The 15,759-nt window shown below is 66.8% G+C and carries 19 protein-coding genes; 11 read left to right on the forward strand and 8 right to left on the reverse strand.

Features of this window, described 5'->3' with window-relative positions; all coding sequences use genetic code 11:
- Window positions 1-6 precede the first annotated feature (6 nt).
- From AC5P6A_RS19180 to AC5P6A_RS19190, 3 genes are read left to right on the forward strand one after another with little or no spacing between them, the layout of a single operon-like run.
- Complete coding sequence (locus AC5P6A_RS19180) at window positions 7-225, forward strand: hypothetical protein (protein WP_111102238.1); 219 nt, start codon at window positions 7-9, stop codon at window positions 223-225.
- Window positions 222-812, forward strand: coding sequence for a cytochrome c oxidase assembly protein (locus AC5P6A_RS19185; protein ID WP_019662223.1), 591 nt, complete (start codon window positions 222-224; stop codon window positions 810-812). The genes AC5P6A_RS19180 and AC5P6A_RS19185 overlap by 4 nt, the downstream gene beginning before the upstream one ends.
- Window positions 813-825: 13 nt before the next feature.
- Complete coding sequence (locus tag AC5P6A_RS19190; RefSeq protein WP_005407793.1) at window positions 826-1,701, forward strand: cytochrome c oxidase subunit 3; 876 nt, start codon at window positions 826-828, stop codon at window positions 1,699-1,701.
- A 20-nt stretch (window positions 1,702-1,721) separates the two neighbouring features.
- On the opposite strand, the gene AC5P6A_RS19195 is transcribed toward AC5P6A_RS19190, so the two are convergent.
- On the reverse strand, window positions 1,722-1,940 hold the full coding sequence (locus tag AC5P6A_RS19195) for a twin transmembrane helix small protein (protein WP_049416782.1): 219 nt from the start codon (window positions 1,938-1,940) through the stop codon (window positions 1,722-1,724).
- Between the two features lie 57 nt (window positions 1,941-1,997).
- On the opposite strand from AC5P6A_RS19195, the gene AC5P6A_RS19200 reads away from it, so the two are divergent.
- From AC5P6A_RS19200 to AC5P6A_RS19220, 5 genes are all read left to right on the forward strand, one after another.
- Window positions 1,998-2,711: an SURF1 family protein gene (locus AC5P6A_RS19200; RefSeq protein ID WP_346475021.1), complete on the forward strand. Its 714-nt coding sequence runs from the start codon at window positions 1,998-2,000 to the stop codon at window positions 2,709-2,711.
- Window positions 2,712-2,819: 108 nt separating this feature from the next.
- Window positions 2,820-3,389: a redox-active disulfide-containing membrane protein gene (locus tag AC5P6A_RS19205; RefSeq protein WP_134735030.1), complete on the forward strand. Its 570-nt coding sequence runs from the start codon at window positions 2,820-2,822 to the stop codon at window positions 3,387-3,389.
- Window positions 3,390-3,399: 10 nt separating this feature from the next.
- A complete protein-coding gene (locus AC5P6A_RS19210) occupies window positions 3,400-4,563 on the forward strand; it encodes a COX15/CtaA family protein (protein ID WP_227854387.1) in 1,164 nt (387 codons plus the stop codon).
- Between the two features lie 4 nt (window positions 4,564-4,567).
- Window positions 4,568-5,461 (forward strand): heme o synthase, encoded by an 894-nt coding sequence (cyoE, locus tag AC5P6A_RS19215; RefSeq protein WP_111127774.1) that lies wholly within the window; start codon window positions 4,568-4,570, stop codon window positions 5,459-5,461.
- A gap of 142 nt (window positions 5,462-5,603) precedes the next feature.
- Window positions 5,604-6,410, forward strand: coding sequence for a calcium-binding protein (locus tag AC5P6A_RS19220; RefSeq protein WP_164144981.1), 807 nt, complete (start codon window positions 5,604-5,606; stop codon window positions 6,408-6,410).
- 116 nt (window positions 6,411-6,526) lie between these two features.
- On the opposite strand, the gene AC5P6A_RS19225 is transcribed toward AC5P6A_RS19220, so the two are convergent.
- The 6 genes from AC5P6A_RS19225 to rpsU form a co-directional block, all read right to left on the reverse strand.
- On the reverse strand, window positions 6,527-7,498 hold the full coding sequence (locus tag AC5P6A_RS19225) for a bile acid:sodium symporter family protein (RefSeq protein ID WP_049453414.1): 972 nt from the start codon (window positions 7,496-7,498) through the stop codon (window positions 6,527-6,529).
- A gap of 28 nt (window positions 7,499-7,526) precedes the next feature.
- The gene (locus AC5P6A_RS19230; protein ID WP_134735027.1) at window positions 7,527-8,027 is read right to left on the reverse strand and encodes a protein tyrosine phosphatase family protein; all 501 of its coding nucleotides are present in this window, start codon (window positions 8,025-8,027) and stop codon (window positions 7,527-7,529) included.
- A gap of 27 nt (window positions 8,028-8,054) precedes the next feature.
- Window positions 8,055-9,794 (reverse strand): DNA primase, encoded by a 1,740-nt coding sequence (gene dnaG / locus AC5P6A_RS19235; RefSeq protein ID WP_180877737.1) that lies wholly within the window; start codon window positions 9,792-9,794, stop codon window positions 8,055-8,057.
- 79 nt (window positions 9,795-9,873) lie between these two features.
- A complete protein-coding gene (locus tag AC5P6A_RS19240; protein ID WP_346714984.1) occupies window positions 9,874-10,776 on the reverse strand; it encodes a YihY/virulence factor BrkB family protein in 903 nt (300 codons plus the stop codon).
- 105 nt (window positions 10,777-10,881) lie between these two features.
- The gene (locus AC5P6A_RS19245) at window positions 10,882-11,325 is read right to left on the reverse strand and encodes a GatB/YqeY domain-containing protein (RefSeq protein WP_005415013.1); all 444 of its coding nucleotides are present in this window, start codon (window positions 11,323-11,325) and stop codon (window positions 10,882-10,884) included.
- A gap of 133 nt (window positions 11,326-11,458) precedes the next feature.
- Complete coding sequence (gene rpsU, locus AC5P6A_RS19250; protein WP_002808376.1) at window positions 11,459-11,674, reverse strand: 30S ribosomal protein S21; 216 nt, start codon at window positions 11,672-11,674, stop codon at window positions 11,459-11,461.
- A gap of 166 nt (window positions 11,675-11,840) precedes the next feature.
- On the opposite strand from rpsU, the gene tsaD reads away from it, so the two are divergent.
- Entirely contained in the window at window positions 11,841-12,866 is a 1,026-nt protein-coding gene (gene tsaD, locus AC5P6A_RS19255) for a tRNA (adenosine(37)-N6)-threonylcarbamoyltransferase complex transferase subunit TsaD (RefSeq protein WP_058981476.1), read from the forward strand.
- A gap of 33 nt (window positions 12,867-12,899) precedes the next feature.
- Here the strand turns inward: tsaD and AC5P6A_RS19260 are convergent, their stop codons facing one another.
- Window positions 12,900-13,565: a hypothetical protein gene (locus AC5P6A_RS19260; protein ID WP_021202940.1), complete on the reverse strand. Its 666-nt coding sequence runs from the start codon at window positions 13,563-13,565 to the stop codon at window positions 12,900-12,902.
- A 357-nt stretch (window positions 13,566-13,922) separates the two neighbouring features.
- Between AC5P6A_RS19260 and folB the strand changes: the two genes are divergently transcribed.
- Entirely contained in the window at window positions 13,923-14,276 is a 354-nt protein-coding gene (gene folB / locus AC5P6A_RS19265) for a dihydroneopterin aldolase (RefSeq protein WP_005415016.1), read from the forward strand.
- A gap of 91 nt (window positions 14,277-14,367) precedes the next feature.
- Complete coding sequence (locus AC5P6A_RS19270; protein ID WP_346714983.1) at window positions 14,368-15,639, forward strand: mechanosensitive ion channel family protein; 1,272 nt, start codon at window positions 14,368-14,370, stop codon at window positions 15,637-15,639.
- Window positions 15,640-15,759 lie beyond the last annotated feature (120 nt).

The following is a 15,759-nucleotide window of genomic DNA, read 5'->3' on the forward strand; positions in this document are numbered from 1 at the left end:
TGGGGCATGCATAACGAGAGCCCACTGCAGACCTGTAGAGCCGAGTCATGCTCGGCTGACGTGGAGCAGCCGAGCATGGCTCGGCTCTACAACAGCCCGGGCGACGCCCCGGAAAACGGCATCGAACAGCAGCGCCAGCGCGCCAGGCGCACGGCGATGTGGGTGGGCGCCATCGCGGTGCTGGTCTACGTCGGCTTCATCCTCAGCGGGGTGATCGGCCGATGAGCGAGGCGCCAGCCAGCACACCGTCTCGCAGTGCCGGGCTGCCGCGCCTGATCGGCGTGGCGGTGGCGGTGTTCCTGCTGACCTTCTCGCTGGTGCCGCTGTACCGCATTGCCTGCGAAAAGGTATTCGGCGTGCGCCTGGAACGCGGCCCGGGTGGTGAAGCCAGTACGGGTGCTGCAGCTGGCAAGCGCACCGTGCGGGTGGAGTTCGATGGCGGCGTCAATTCGCGCCTGCCGTGGTCGTTCCATCCCGAGCAGCTGACCATGGATGTGGTGCCCGGCGAACTCAACGAGGCGCTGTACTTCGCCCGCAACGACAGCCAGCAGGCAGTCGTTGGCAGTGCGGTGCCTTCGGTGGCGCCGGCGCGTGCCTCGGGCTTCTTCAGCAAGACCGAATGTTTCTGTTTCACCGCGCAGACGCTGCAGGCCGGCGAGAAGCGCGACATGCCGGTGCGTTTCATCGTCGATCCGGACCTGCCGCCGGAGATCAAGACGATCACCTTGTCCTACACCTTCTACCGCAACGACGCGCTGTCCGATCGGCTGGCCCCGGCCGCCACCTCGGACGGCGCGCACGCCGCACCCTGACCCGGATACCGACATGGCCCAGACACCGACCGACGCCAACGTGTACTTCGTCCCGGCCCAGAGCAAATGGCCGTTCGTGGGCTCCATCGCGATGATGGTGACCATGGTGGGCGTAGCCAGCTGGCTCAACGATGCCAGCTGGGGGCGCTGGACGTTCTACATCGGTATCGCGATGCTGGTGCTGACGTTGTTCTGGTGGTTCAGCGACGTGGTGCGCGAATCGCAGGCGGGCAACTACAACCACCAGGTCGATGGCTCGTTCCGGATGGGGATGATCTGGTTCATCTTCTCCGAAGTGATGTTCTTCGGCGCCTTCTTTGGCGCGCTGTTCTACACCCGCAACCTGGGCCTGTCGTGGCTGAGCGGCGAAGGCCGCGGGGTGATGACCAACGAGCTGCTCTGGCAGGGTTATTCCGCCGGCTGGCCGACCAACGGGCCGGCGGCGATCGGTGGCGCGTTCCAGACCATCCCGGCCTGGGGCCTGCCGCTGATCAATACGCTGATCCTGCTGACCTCCGGCGTGACCTTGACCATCGCCCACCACGCGCTGAAGGCCGGCAACCGCCGCCAGCTGCTGATCTGGCTGGGCCTGACCGTGGTGCTTGGCCTGGGCTTCCTGACCCTGCAGGCGGAGGAGTACATCCACGCCTACAAGGAACTGAACCTGACGCTCGGCTCGGGCATCTACGGTTCAACCTTTTTCATGCTGACCGGCTTCCACGGCGCGCACGTGCTGCTGGGCACGATCATGCTGATCGTGATGTGGCTGCGTTCGGCCAAGGGACACTTCACCCGCGACAACCATTTCGGTTTCGAAGCCGCCGCGTGGTACTGGCACTTCGTCGACGTGGTGTGGCTGATGCTGTTCCTGTTCGTCTACGTGCTTTGACCGCGCACGCATCGGTGGCCTCAGCCGCCGACGCCGTGCGGCTTGATCCAGCCCATGTAGATGCTCACGATCACCAGTACGATCAATGCCACCGACACCGCGATGCGACGTGTCAGCGCGTTGACCGTGCGCTTGGTCTGGCCGCGGTCGACCAGCAGGTAGTACAGGCCGGCGCCCAGATTCCAGACGATGACGATCAGAAACGCGATTACCAGCAGGGTCTTCAGCGAATCACTCATGCGCGCCTCGAGGGCAGGGTGGATGTGCCTATCTGACCGCGTTTGCGCGGACTTGTCATGATGCGCCAGCACACGCGCGTGTTCGGATGGCTGCTGGCCGTGCTGGCGATGGCCGGATTCACCGCATTGGGGCTGTGGCAGCTGCAGCGCATGCATGCCAAACAGGCAATGTTGGATGCACAGGGTCCAGCCGTGGCTCAGACGCTGTCGCTGGCCCAGGCGCTGGCCGCACCGGGCGCGTTGCATGGCGTGGTCGACCATGGCCGCTTCCTGCCCGGCGTGGTGCTGCTGGACAACCAGATCCGGCATGGCCGCGCCGGCGTGAAGATCTATCGCCCGTTCCGCAGTGACGAGGGCAGCGTGCTGCTGGTCGATCTGGGCTGGCGCGCGCTGCCGCCGGATCGCACGCTTCCTGAGGTGCCGTCGCCGCCTTCGCCGGTGGCCGTGCGCGGGTTGCTCGCGCCGCCACCGTCGGCGGGACTGGTGCTGGGGCCGGCATTTTCTGCCACCAGTGAGGCGGGGCGCTGGCTGGCCAGCCGGTTGCCGGCCGAGGGCCTGGCCGCAGCACTGGGTGTGCCGGCGTTGCCGGAACGGGTCCTGCGCCTGGACCCGGCGCTGCCCTTCGGCGATGAGCGCGACCTGGACCTGCTACCGAACACGCTGCCGCCGCAGCGCCACCTGGGCTACGCCGTGCAGTGGTTCGGCCTGGCCCTGACCGTGCTGGTGGTCGTGCTGGTACTGGAGTGGCGCAGGCGACGTGCTGCCCGGTAGTGCCGCCCGCTGGCCTGCAACCCCCGCATTCCTGGATGCCGGCCAGCGGCCGGCACTACCGCAGCGTCACACCCGCATCCCTCACCCAACCATGAGAAAATGCCCCGCATGAACACTGCTACGTCCCCGCAGGCGCGCGGCTCCGGCCGCCGGACCCTGGTGCTGCTGTTTGCCGTGTTCTTCGGGGCGATGGCGCTGGCCGCCGTGCTGCGCTTCTCTGGCTGGCAGCCCACCGGGCACCGCAATGCCGGCCAACTGCTGAAGCCGCCCGTGGACCTGCGCCAGCAGGCACCAACCCTGGCCAACGGCCAGCCCTACCCGTGGAACCCCGAAGCCCGTACCTGGCGCCTGCTGGTGGCACCGTCCGGCGCCTGCGACGCGCCGTGCGTCACTTTGTCGCAGGGACTGGGCAAGGTGTGGCAGCTGTTCGGCCATAACGCCGATAATGTCGAGATCCTGTGGCTGGGAACGCCACCGGCGTCGATCGCCTCGCTGCCCGCGCTGCGGCCGCTGGCTCCGTCGCCAGCCCTGCGCGCGGCGCTGCCCGGCGTCGATGATCCGGCTGGACCGCCGGTCTACGTGATCGATCCGAACGGCTTCGTGATCATGCGCCATGCCCCCGGTAGTGATCTGGGCGGCCTGCGCAAGGACATGGCCACGTTGCTGAAACTGAAGTGAGTCCCGTTTGATGAGCCTTTCCGCGCGTCCGGCGCTGCACCGCAATTTCCACCGCCTGGCGTGGTTCGCCATGATCATGACCGCGAGCACGATCATGTTCGGCGCCTTCGTGCGCCTGTCCGATGCCGGCCTGAGCTGCCCGGACTGGCCGACCTGCTATGGCCAGGCCACCTGGCCGCAGCACGTGGAAGAGACCATCGGCCACCCGGCGGCGGAGATCCGCCCGCTGGAGACCCACAAGGCCTGGCGTGAACAGGTGCACCGGTTCCTGGCCGGCGCACTGGGCATCGAGATCCTGACCCTGGCGCTGCTGGCCACGCGCAAGCGGCGATTCGGAAGCACGGCGGTGGTGACCGCCTGCGTGCTGGTGGCCGCCGGCATACCGCTGTACATGATGGGCTGGCATGGCACCGCCAGTACCTTGGCTCTGGTCGGCGAGGCGATCCTGCTGATCGCCGCGCTGCGCTGGAGCAACATCGACCTGGCACGCGCTGCACTGCTGACCCTGGCGGTGGTGATCTTCCAGGCCCTGCTGGGCATGTGGACGGTGACCCTGCTGCTCAAGCCCATCGTGGTGATGGGCCATCTGCTGGGCGGCATGCTGATGTTCGCGCTGCTGGCCTGGATGGCCTGGCGTGCGACGCACATGCCGATCACTCTGGCCGAGGCACCGAAGCTGAAGTGGCTGCTGCGCATCGGCCTGGCGGTGCTGGTCACCCAGATCGCACTCGGCGGCTGGGTCAGTGCCAACTACGCGGCGCTGGCCTGCGGCGGCGGCAGTGCATCGCTGGACAACTTCCCGCGCTGTGCCAACCAGTGGTGGCCGCAGCACAACTTCGTCGAAGGCTTCACCCTGTGGCGTGGCATCGGCGTGGACTACGAAGGCGGCGTGCTGGATGGCGCCTCGCGTATCGCCATCCAGATGGCGCACCGCCTGTTCGCGGCGGTGGTGGCCATCTACCTGCTGTGGCTGGGCGTGCGCCTGTTCCGGTTGCCGAGCATGCGCGGCTGGGCCAGCGCGCTGATCGCGCTGCTGGTGTTGCAGGTCACCCTCGGCATCCTCAATGTGAAGCTGGCGCTGCCACTGGAAGTGGCGGTGGCCCACAACGGCGTGGCCGTTGCCCTGTTGTTCGTGCTGGTCAGCCTGCTGGCCCGCCTGCGCGCCCCGGACTGACTCCATGTTTTCCAATTACCGCCAGTACTGGGACCTGACCAAGCCCAAGGTCGTTGCCCTGATCGTCTTCACCGCCCTGGTCGGCATGGTCCTGGCAATCCCGGGCGTGCCCAGCTGGGAGCAGGTGCGCGCCGGCCTGCTCGGTTTCCTCGGCATCTGGCTGGCGGCCTCGGCCGCAGCCGCCATCAACCAGCTGCTGGACGCGCACATCGATGCGCAGATGGCGCGCACCTCGTGGCGTCCGCTGGTGGTGGGCAAGGTCAAGCCATGGCAGGTGCTGGTGTTTGCCGGCGTGCTGATCGTGCTGTCGATGACCATCCTGGTGCTGTGGGTGAACCTGATCACCGCCGTGCTGACCTTCGCCTCGCTGATCGGCTACGCGGTGATCTACACCGTGTACCTCAAGCGTGCGACCTCGCAGAACATCGTCATCGGTGGCCTGGCCGGCGCGATGCCACCGATGCTGGGCTGGGCCGCGGTGACCGGCATGCAGGGTTCGTCGGACTGGGCGTATTCGTCGCTGCTGGTGCTGATCATCTTCATCTGGACCCCGCCGCACTTCTGGGCGCTGGCGATCTTCCGCCGCGAGGACTACGCGAAGGCGGAGATCCCGATGCTGCCAGTGACCCACGGCGTGGCGCACACCCGCAAGCAGATCATGGTGTATTCGGTGGTGCTGGCGCTGGTCTGCCTGCTGCCGTACCTGGTGGGCATGAGCGGTGCGTTCTACCTGGGCGGCGCGATCGTGCTCAACGCCGTGTTCCTCTGGTACGCCTGGCGCATGCTCAACCCGCCGGACGAATTGTTCTCGATGAAGATGTTCTATTACTCCATCGTCTACCTGATGGCGCTGTTCGCCTTCCTGCTGGTGGACCACTGGATCCTGCCCTGGTTGTAAAGCGCCACCTGTAGAGCCGAGCTCATGCTCGGCTGAGGGGTGGTTGGAAGAGCAGCCGAGCGTGGGCTCGGCTCTACACTTGATCTCTTCCAGCGGCGTCGCCATTGCTGTTCCTGACCGCAAAGGAAAGGAAGGCGCAGGGATGCATTCGATCTTCCGTTGGACCGCTGCGCTGCTGCTGGCGCTGGGTGTGGCCCTCACCGCGCATGCCGATGACACCGCCGCGCAGATCCGCCAGCATGCCGGTGAGCACCGCCTGCTGGTACTGGGCGAATTCCACGGCACCCGCGAGACCCCATTGCTGGTACGCCAGCTGGTGGACGACTACAGCCGCAACGGCCCGGTCCTGCTGGCGCTGGAACTGCCACGCGCCGAGAACCCTGTGCTGCGCGGCTATCTGGAATCCGATGGCGGGGCCACGGCGCGCCGGCACCTGCGCGGCCGCGCGTTCTGGACCGTGCGCGATGACCAGCATGATGGTCGCCGCAGCCGTGACATGCTGGCGATGATCGAAGGCCTGCGTGTGCTGAAGGCGCAGGGGCGCGTGATCGAAGTGGTTGGCTATGACGTCAATGCCAGCAGTGGCGGCAACCAGGCGCGCGATGACTTCATGGCAGCCGAGTTGCGACGGCTCTATCGAGGGTTGCCAGACAATGCACGCATGCTGGTGCTGACTGGCAATGTCCACGCCATGCTGCGGCGGCCGGAAGGTATGCCGCCGGAAATGCAGAGGCGGCCGATGGCCTCCCAGCTGCGGGACCTGGATATCTACAGCGTGCGGTTGGGTGCACTGCGTGGCCAGGCGTGGGCGTGCGCGGACCATTGCATGGCGCGGTCATTGCCCGAACGGGTGGCCCGTGGGCCTCGGGTCGATGCCCATGCAGGCCGGCAGCACGACCTATGGGTATGGATGCCGGAACTGAGCGTCGGGACGCTGGTGGATCCGTAGCGTCAGGCAAGCCATCCACGCATGGCGTGGATCTACTCCGGATCACAGGTGTCAGCCGAGCGTGGGCTCGGCTCTGCAGTAGATCCACGCCATGCGTGGATGTTCTCCCCATCGGGTCAGGGCTTGCGTCGCGCGTACCGCTGCGCGATCACGCCGCAGACGATCAGCTGGATCTGGTGGTAGATCATCACCGGCAGCACGATGGCGCCGAGGCTGCCGCCGGCGAACAGCACCTTGGCGATTGGCACGCCGGTGGCCAGGCTTTTCTTCGAGCCGCAGAACACGATGGCGATCTCGTCCTCGCGGTTGAAACGCAGGCGACGCGCGATGAAGGTGATCAGCGGCATGGCGATGCCGAGCAGCACGGCAGCCACCACGGCCACGGCCAGCAACGAAAGCAGCGGCGTCTTGCTCCACAACCCTTCGGTCACCGCTTCGCCGAACGCCGAATACACCACCAGCAGGATCGTGCCCTGATCGGTGTAGCGCAGCAGCGCGCGCTGCTTCTCCACCCAGCCGGCAATCCACGGCCGCAGCAGGTGGCCGGCCACGAACGGCACCAGCAGCTGCAGCATGATGCCGCCGATCGCATGCAGCGGGTCGTGCACGCCGCCGGAGGTGCCGGCCAGCGCGGTCAGCAGCAGCGGGGTCAGGAATACGCCGAGAATGCTCGACAACGAGGCACTGCACACCGCTGCGGGCACGTTGCCATGCGCCATCGAGGTGAACGCGATGGACGACTGCACGGTGGAGGGCAGGGTGCACAGGAACAGCACGCCCAGGTACAGCTCCGGGGTCAGCAGCCAGCCCGATAGCGGCTTGAACATCAGCCCCAGCAGCGGGAACAGGAGGAAGGTGCAGGCCAGGATGGTCAGGTGCAGCCGCCAGTGCAGCATGCCGCCGATGATCGACTCGCGCGGCAGGCGTGCGCCATGCAGGAAGAACAATGCCGCGATGGCGACCGTGGTGACATCGTCGAGGACGATGGCGGCGGCGCCCTTCATCGGCAGCAGGGAGGCCAGACCGACGGTGCACAGCAGGGCGAGGGTGAAGTTGTCCGGTCGCAGGCGCGACCACCAGCGGGTCATGGTGGGCAGAGTCCTTGGTGCGGTGGAGTCAGGGCGAAATGGATGGCGTGGCCAGGCGTTGGCGGGTGGCGGCTTCCAGCGAGGTCAGGCCAGCACGCTGGCCCAGCTGAAGGGCCTGTTCGGGGCTGGCATGTTCGTAGCGTGCGTTGACCAGGCCGAGCACGGCGCCGGCGCGGTTGCCGGACGTACAGTGCAGCAGCACAGGCCCCTGGCTCTGCCGCAGGGCCTGGTGCACGGCGCGCACGTTGGCGGCATCGAGCCCCTCGGCACCGGCCACCGGAATGCGCACGTAGCGCAGGCCCAATGATTCGGCAACGCGCGTTTCGTCGAACCCCCGGTCCTCGCCGGGCTGGCGCAGGTCGATCACGGTGCGCACGCCCTGCGCGGCAAGTTCGCGCAGTTGTGCGGCGGAGGGCTGGCCGCCGGCATACAGGCCCGGCCGGACTTCCCTGAGCGGGCCATCTGCGGCCAGGGCCGCCAGTGGCAGGCAGAGCGACAACAACAGCAGGCAGGTCAGGCGCAGCAGCATGGTCCTCTCCGTGAAAACATTCTGCCGCTACAGGCGCAGCCCGGCGCGGGCCTTCAGCAGCTCGCGCAGTTCGTATTTGTCAGTATCATCCAGGCCCTGCTGGCGCTGCTTTGCCAACAACTCCTCCAGACGTTGCACCAGCAGCTGTTTCTCCAGCTGTGCCACCGCGTCGTGCAGTTCCTGGGTCCAGCTGGCCTCGGTGCCAGGCAGGGTCTGTGCCGCCAGGGTGTGCAGCGACGCCTGTTCCTCGCGGCCGTCGAAGTGTTCCAGCAGGGCGCCGGTGCTGATGTCCGGGCGCTGTTCGACCAGCCCCAGCAGTTCCAGCAGCAGCTCCACGCCCGGCAGTCGCAGGCCCTGGAAGTGATGCTTTCCGCCCAGGGTCAGCGCCAGCGACGGCTGCTGCAGCAGCACGGCGATCGCGCCGCGCACCAGGCTGCGCCTGGCCACCGGCTGGATCGTCCGCTGTGGCTGGCGTTGCGGCATCGGCGCGCGCGTGGCCTGGGCAGTGCCGCCCAGGCCGGTCAGCTGCGCCAGCTGCTGCTTCATCAGGTCGCCGAAGGCACCGTCGGGAATCTGCGCCAGCATCGGCTTTGCGCGTTCGGCCAGGCGCGCCTTGCCGTCCAGCGTGCCCAGGTTGATCTCGCGGGTCAGTTCATCGAAGAAGAACTGCGACAGCGGCGTGGCCTGCTTCAGGCGCTCGTTGAAGGCCTCGGCGCCTTCCTTGCGCACGATGGTGTCCGGATCCTCGCCATCGGGCAGGAACAGGAAGAAGGCCTGGCGGCCATCCTTCATGCGTGGCAGCACCGACTCCAGGGCCTTCCAGCCGGCGCGGCGGCCGGCGGCGTCGCCGTCGAAGCAGAAGAACACGTCCGGTGCGTTGCGGAACAGCAGCTCGGCGTGGTCCGGCGTGGTCGCCGTACCCAGCGTGGCCACCGCCTGGGTGACCCCGAACTGGAACAGCGAGACCACGTCCATGTAGCCCTCGACCACGATCAACCGCTCGATCTTCTGGTTGGCCTGGCGCACCTGCCACAGGCCGTACAGTTCGCGGCCCTTGTGGAAGAGCGCGGTTTCGGGCGAGTTGAGGTACTTGGGGCCGTCGTCCTTCTCGAACACGCGCCCGCCGAAGGCGATCACCCGGCCACGACGGTCGAAGATCGGGAACATCACCCGGTCGCGGAACTTGTCGTAGACGTGGCCGCGATCATTCTTGGAGAACAGGCCTGCGCGGTCGAGCAGCTTCATGCGGCGCTCGTCCTTGCCCAGCGCATCGCGTAGGCCGCTGTAGCCATCCGGTGCGTAGCCGATCTGGAAGCGCGCGCGGTTCGCTTCGTCCACGCCACGGCTTTCCAGATACGCGCGTGCCTTCTCGCTGCCTTCCAGATTCTTCTGGAAGAACCTGGTGGCGGCGTCCAGCGCCGAGTACAGCTCGCGGCTGTCGTCCTGCTGCTGGGGGCTGCGCGGGTTTTCGTTGCGCGGTACTTCCATGCCGGCACGCTTGGCCAGCTCATCCACCGCGTCGAGGAACTCGAGGCGGTCGTAGTTCATCAGGAAGCTGATCGCGGTGCCGTGCGCGCCGCAGCCGAAGCAGTGATAGAACTGCTTGGTGGGCGAGACCGTGAACGACGCCGAGCGCTCGTCATGGAACGGGCAGCGTGCGGCGTATTCCTTGCCCTGGCGCTTCAACGGCACGCGGCTGCCCACCACCTCGACGATGTCGGTGCGGGCGAGCAGGTCGTCGATGAAAGCGTCGGGGATACGGGCCATGGGCAACAGGGCAGGGCGCGGTGCAGGACCACGCGACGGAACCGGGGGCGGTCGGCCTAGTTTACCCCCTGTCGGGCACCTAGCTGGCGGTGGCCGGATCGATGCCGGCGGCGGCCAGGTGATGGCGCGCGCGCAGGCGCTCATCGATCACCGCCGTCATCAGGGCGCCAACGAAGAACACGACGGTGGCGTAGTAGATCCAGACCAGCGAGATCACCAGCGCACCCATCGAGCCGTAGGCACTGCCGGGGGCCACGGTGGCGATGTAGACGCCGATGCCGTAGCGGCCCAGTGCGAACAACGCCGAGGTGATGGCACCGCCGATGAAGGCCTGGCGCCATGCCACGCGGCGGTCGGGCAGGTAGTGGTACATGAAGGCGAACCCCACCGCGTACAGCAGCAGGCTGGTGACGTACCCTAGCGCGGGGAGGATCGAGGGCAGTTGCGCGAAGGCCACCTGCAGTACCGTGGTGGCCGTCATCGACAGGATCAGCAGGAAGCCCAGGGCCAGCACCACGCCGAACGAGAACACACGCTTGCGCAGCCAGGCCTTGATGCCCTCCAGGCGCTCGCCACTGGTGCGGAAGATCAGGTTGAGCGCGTTCTGCAGCTGCGCGAACACGGCGGTGGCGCCGACGAACAGCAGCAGCGTGCTCCACAGCCCCGCCAACGAGCCGACGTCGGGCTGGTTGTCGGCGTTCTTCAGGACGGTTTCGGCCACCGTAGCCGCGCTGCTGCCAGCCACCGAGCTGATCTGGTCGATCAGCGCCTGCTGTGCCGGCGGGTACAGCGAAGCGGTCAACCACAGCAGCAGCACCAGCAGCGGGGCCATCGACAGCAGGGCGTAGAAGGAAACGGAGGCGGCCTGGGTCAGCACGTCGACGTCGATGAAGCGCTTGGCCACCGCCATCGGAAAGCTGTCCTGCAGGCGCTTGAGGTACTTGTGCAGGGACACGGGAACGTTGGGCTCGGGTTCAACCATGGGTGTGGTTGTAGCAGGCGACCGACGAAGGTGCGGTGAAGCGGGTGCATCAATGGGGCCAGAGCCCTTTCGCGTTGCGAAAGGGATCCGACTCCGTGTACCGGATTACGCCAGCTGCTGCTTGACCAGCTTGGACACCAGGCCCATGTCGGCCTGGCCAGCGAGCTTGGGCTTCAGGGCGCCCATCAGCTTGCCCATGTCGGCCGGGCCGGAGGCGCCGGTCTCGGCGATGGCGGCCTGGATGGCGGCCACGATCTCGGCTTCGCCCATCTTGGCCGGCAGGTAGGCTTCGATGACCACGATCTCGGCGCGCTCGATCTCGGCGAGGTCTTCGCGGTTGGCGGCTTCGTACTGGCTGACCGAGTCCTTGCGCTGCTTGACCATCTTGTCGAGCACGGCGATCACGGCGGTGTCGTCCAGCTCGATGCGCTCGTCCACTTCGCGCTGCTTGATGGCGGCATTGATCAGGCGGATCACGCCCAGCTTGTGCTTCTCGCCCGCCTTCATGGCGGCCTTCATGTCTTCGGTGAGCTGCTGCTTCATGCTCATGAGGAACCTCGTGGTGGTAGGTGGGGCGGGGCGAATGCCCGAACCCGGAAACGCAAAAAGCCGGCGACGCTCGCGCGTGCCGGCTTCGGCTCCATCGCAACGGGCAGGCCCGCCGCAATGAAGATGCGTCCGATCAGTACAGGCGCTGACGCTTGGTGACGTCGCGCGACGAGCGGCGCAGCTGACGCTTCACAGCAGCGGCGGCCTTGCGCTTGCGCTCCTGGGTCGGCTTTTCGTAGAACTCGCGCTTGCGGGTTTCGGCCAGCACACCGGCCTTTTCGCAAGTGCGCTTGAAGCGGCGAAGAGCAAACTCGAAGGGCTCGTTCTCGCGGACTTTGACGCTGGGCATGGAATCTCCGGGACACAGTAGAACCGGGTCACGCCCGGCGAGCCGCACATTATAGCGGCGAATCGACAAACTGCAAGCGGCCAACCCTGAATACGGGCCGGCGGTTCGAAAGCAGTGAGATCTGCACGCTCCCCGAGGGGACGGCAGGGGCGTCATAATAGCAGGCATGCGAGTCCTTGGCATCGAATCTTCCTGTGATGAGACCGGCGTGGCGGTGTATGACACCGACCTGGCCGGCAGCGCAGCCCTGCGCGCCCATGCGGTTTACAGCCAGATCGCCCTGCACGCCGAATACGGTGGCGTGGTGCCCGAACTGGCCAGCCGCGACCACGTCCGCAAGCTGCTGCCGCTGGTGCGCCAGACCCTGGCCGACGCCGGTCTGGGTGTAGGCGATATCGATGGCGTCGCCTATACGGCCGGTCCCGGCCTGGTCGGCGCGCTGCTGGTGGGTGCGGGCGTGGCCCGATCGCTGGCCTGGGCGCTGGAGGTCCCGGCCGTCGGCGTACACCATATGGAAGGGCACCTGCTGGCACCGCTGATGGAAGACGACCCGCCGCAGGCCCCGTTCGTTGCGCTGCTGGTGTCCGGTGGCCATACCCAGCTGGTGGCGGTGGATGCGATCGGCCAGTACCGGCTGCTGGGCGAAACCCTGGACGATGCGGCTGGCGAGGCATTCGACAAGACCGCCAAGCTGATGGGCCTGCCGTACCCGGGCGGCCCGCAGCTGGCCAGGCTGGCCGAGCAGGGCACGCCGGGCGCGTACCGCTTCGCGCGGCCGATGACCGACCGCCCGGGGCTGGATTTCAGCTTCTCCGGCCTGAAGACCCAGGTCCTGATGGCCTGGCGCGACAGCGACCAGAGCGAGCAGACCCGCGCCGATATTGCCCGGGGCTTTGAGGACGCGGTGGTCGAGACCCTGTCGATCAAGTGCGAGCGCGCGCTGGAAGCGGCCGGGACCAACGTGATCGTGGTTGCCGGCGGTGTAGGTGCCAACAAGCGCCTGCGCGCCCGCCTGCAGCAGATGGCCGAGCGCCTCGGCGGCCGCGCCTGCTTCCCGCGGCCTGCACTGTGCACCGACAACGGCGCGATGATCGCCTTCGCTGGCGCGCTGCGGCTGCAGGCTGGCCAGCACAGCCCGCCGAAGGTGGATGTGACCCCGCGCTGGGACATGGCGACCCTGCCGGCGGTGTGAACCGATAGCGTCGGGCCATGCCCGGCGGACGCATTACCGATGCACTGCCAACGGCGACGCCGCCAGCACGGTTGTCGCCCGCTCATGGCGCTGCAGCCAGCCAAGGGTGTGTGGGCAGCGGGCATGGATCAGCCGCCCGATCGCGGCCAGGTCGGCGCCGATGTCGCGCTCGAGGATGGGCTCGTGATGGGCGATGCGGTTGCGCAGGTGGCGGATGCGGCCAATATCCGCGTGGATGGCTTTCCGGATGACACTGGGGTGGGCGCAAGGCGCATGGCGCAGGACTCCGCTGAGTGCCGGTATCCACAGCGTGGAATCGAAGCGACATGTGAATAGCTGCTGCCAGAACACCATAGGCAGGTTGGCGACGATTTCAGGTGTATCGCTTGCGCGACTGGCAAGTTGTTCCAGTGCCGTGCGTGGAGAAGTACTGGACGAAGTTGGCAGCCTGCGTCTGAAGGCATCATTCCAGGGCCAACGTGGACCGTGCTGCCGAACAAGAACCATTGCCGCGGCGTTGCGGGTGACCACCTCGCACAGATGGACCGGCATCATCAGTGCACTGCACAGCCGCATGTTCCAGAGGTAGAGGGATTCGGCTGTGACGTCGGGGCCGCAGGTCGATGCGATTCTCTCGTAAGTAGACAGACGCTCCGCTGACAACGCGCGCCGCAGTACATCGTATGGAGCCATCGTCATGTGCGGTGGTGAAGGAGGGATCGATGTTCGCGAGAGTGGGCGGCGGCGACCATCAGGGAACGTCCTTGTCCGCGCGGCTGATTTTCTGCGTTTTGCCTCGGACGAATACCTGACCTGTCCTGTCGGATTTGGCCTTGACCGGCGATCTGGTCCTTGCCTAATCTGCGTGCCTGCGCCACCGGGACTCGCGGCTGGATTCCAGCTCCCCCTGGGGACAAACGGTAGTACCAAAGGGCCCCGCTAGCAGGGCCCTTTGTTTTTTCCGGGCCGCCCCACGCCGGTGGCCCACCGCCCGTTCCGGGCAGGCTCACCGCCGTGCCGTTACCATGGCCGCCTGTATTCGTGCCGGTAAGCGCAATGGACAAGGTTTTCATCGAAGGGCTGACGATCGACGCCCTGATCGGTATCTACGATTGGGAACGACGGATCCGCCAGGACCTGGTGTTCGACCTGGAAATGGGTTTCGACAACCGTCGCCCCGCAGCCACCGATGACATCGCCCACACCCTGAACTACAAGGCGGTGAGCAAGCGCCTGGAGCAGTTCGTGCGCGAGTCGGAGTTCGGCCTGGTCGAGACGCTGGCAGAGCGCTGCGCGCAGATCGTGCTGGACGAATTCGACGTGAAGTGGCTGCGCCTGAAGCTGAGCAAACCGGGCGCGGTGCGCGGCGCGCGCGCGGTGGGCGTGATCATCGAACGCTCGCGGGACTGACCCGGTAAATCCGGCTGACGGCGGGAAACCCCGGTAGTGCCGGCCGCTGGCCAGCAACCTTGGCAACAACGAAACAGACAGGAGACAACTGATGGTGGATGCGGTGGTGGCGGTACAGTGGCTGGAACGGCTGCAGAACACACTGGAACCCTATCCCGGCGCCTACCTGGCGTTGATGATCTCGGCGCTGCTGATCGCGGCCGGCCTGGCCAACTGGGTGACCAAGCGCATCCTGCTGCGTGGCCTGCGGCGCCTGCTCAGCCGCCTCCCCGGCGCTGACACCGGCCGCGGCAGCCATCTGATGCGGGTGATCTCGCGCCTGTCCAACGTGGTGCCCAGCCAGGTGATCGCCTCGGGCATCCGCATCGTGCCGGACCTGCCGCCGGGCCTGGTCAGCTTCATCATCGGCGCCTGCCAGGCGTGGGCGATCCTGACCGTGGTGCTGGCCATCTCGCATGCGCTGGATGCGGCCAACGATTTGTACGAGCGCCGCCCCGAGGCACGCAACAAGCCGATCAAGGGCTACCTGCAGGTCGCCAAGATCGTCCTCTTCGTGATCGCCGGCCTGTCGATCGTTGCCACCCTGGCGGGCGTCGACCTGCGCTATCTGGTCACCGGCCTGGGCGCGGCCACGGCGGTGCTGATGCTGATCTTCCAGGACACCATCCTGTCGCTGGTGGCCAGCGTGCAGATCAGCGGCGATGGCCGGGTGCGCATCGGCGACTGGATCGAGATGCCCAGCCAGAACGCCGACGGCGACGTCATCGACATCGCGCTGCACACCATCACCGTGCAGAACTTCGACAAGACCATCACCACCATCCCGACCAAGAAGCTGGTGACCGAGTCGTTCAAGAACTGGCGCGGCATGCAGGAAGCTGGTGGCCGCCGGATCAAGCGCGCGCTGTACCTGGACCAGCACAGCGTCGGCTTCCTGGACGAGGGCGACCTGGCCTTCCTCGGCCAGGTCGCGCTGCTGCGCGACTACCTGCGCGACAAGGAACAGGAACTGGGGCAGTGGAACGGGCGCCTGCGCGAGCAGGGCATGGCCGAGGTCAACAGCCGCCGGGTGACCAACCTGGGCACGTTCCGCGCGTATGTGGAGCGCTACCTGCGCAGCCATCCGGGCATCCATACCGACATGACCCTGCTGGTGCGGCAGCTGCAGCCGACCACCGAGGGCCTGCCGCTGGAGCTGTACTGCTTCACCCGCAGCACCGCCTGGGGCGAGTACGAGGCCGTGCAGTCGGACATCTTCGACCACCTGCTGGCGATCCTGCCAGCCTTCGGGCTGCGCGTGTTCCAGGCGTCCAGCGACGCCATGTTGATGGCCGGGCAGCGCCAGTTGGCCGGCTCGGAGTAAGCTGCGGTGGCCCCGGCGGAGCCATACGGACCCCGCTGGTGGCTGAAACTGAATGAAGAAACCTCTCGCCAAATGGCTCGGGATCGCTAGAATGCCGGGCTTGTAAACGTTTTCATCAAG

Source organism: Stenotrophomonas sp. YJH_SMC_20 (assembly GCF_059367845.1).

Bases quoted from the DNA above. Each gene is read 5' to 3' on its own strand.
- AC5P6A_RS19220 (WP_164144981.1), top strand. From the start codon at position 5,604: ATGCATTCGATCTTCCGTTGGACCGCTGCGCTGCTGCTGGCGCTGGGT.
- AC5P6A_RS19180 (WP_111102238.1), top strand. From the start codon at position 7: ATGCATAACGAGAGCCCACTGCAGACCTGTAGAGCCGAGTCATGCTCG.
- cyoE (WP_111127774.1), top strand. From the start codon at position 4,568: ATGTTTTCCAATTACCGCCAGTACTGGGACCTGACCAAGCCCAAGGTC.
- folB (WP_005415016.1), top strand. From the start codon at position 13,923: ATGGACAAGGTTTTCATCGAAGGGCTGACGATCGACGCCCTGATCGGT.
- AC5P6A_RS19195 (WP_049416782.1), bottom strand. From the start codon at position 1,940: ATGAGTGATTCGCTGAAGACCCTGCTGGTAATCGCGTTTCTGATCGTC.
- AC5P6A_RS19260 (WP_021202940.1), bottom strand. From the start codon at position 13,565: ATGACGATGGCTCCATACGATGTACTGCGGCGCGCGTTGTCAGCGGAG.
- AC5P6A_RS19200 (WP_346475021.1), top strand. From the start codon at position 1,998: ATGATGCGCCAGCACACGCGCGTGTTCGGATGGCTGCTGGCCGTGCTG.
- AC5P6A_RS19270 (WP_346714983.1), top strand. From the start codon at position 14,368: ATGGTGGATGCGGTGGTGGCGGTACAGTGGCTGGAACGGCTGCAGAAC.
- dnaG (WP_180877737.1), bottom strand. From the start codon at position 9,794: ATGGCCCGTATCCCCGACGCTTTCATCGACGACCTGCTCGCCCGCACC.
- AC5P6A_RS19230 (WP_134735027.1), bottom strand. From the start codon at position 8,027: ATGCTGCTGCGCCTGACCTGCCTGCTGTTGTTGTCGCTCTGCCTGCCA.
- AC5P6A_RS19205 (WP_134735030.1), top strand. From the start codon at position 2,820: ATGAACACTGCTACGTCCCCGCAGGCGCGCGGCTCCGGCCGCCGGACC.
- AC5P6A_RS19190 (WP_005407793.1), top strand. From the start codon at position 826: ATGGCCCAGACACCGACCGACGCCAACGTGTACTTCGTCCCGGCCCAG.
- AC5P6A_RS19240 (WP_346714984.1), bottom strand. From the start codon at position 10,776: ATGGTTGAACCCGAGCCCAACGTTCCCGTGTCCCTGCACAAGTACCTC.
- AC5P6A_RS19185 (WP_019662223.1), top strand. From the start codon at position 222: ATGAGCGAGGCGCCAGCCAGCACACCGTCTCGCAGTGCCGGGCTGCCG.
- AC5P6A_RS19245 (WP_005415013.1), bottom strand. From the start codon at position 11,325: ATGAGCATGAAGCAGCAGCTCACCGAAGACATGAAGGCCGCCATGAAG.
- AC5P6A_RS19210 (WP_227854387.1), top strand. From the start codon at position 3,400: ATGAGCCTTTCCGCGCGTCCGGCGCTGCACCGCAATTTCCACCGCCTG.
- AC5P6A_RS19225 (WP_049453414.1), bottom strand. From the start codon at position 7,498: ATGACCCGCTGGTGGTCGCGCCTGCGACCGGACAACTTCACCCTCGCC.
- tsaD (WP_058981476.1), top strand. From the start codon at position 11,841: ATGCGAGTCCTTGGCATCGAATCTTCCTGTGATGAGACCGGCGTGGCG.
- rpsU (WP_002808376.1), bottom strand. From the start codon at position 11,674: ATGCCCAGCGTCAAAGTCCGCGAGAACGAGCCCTTCGAGTTTGCTCTT.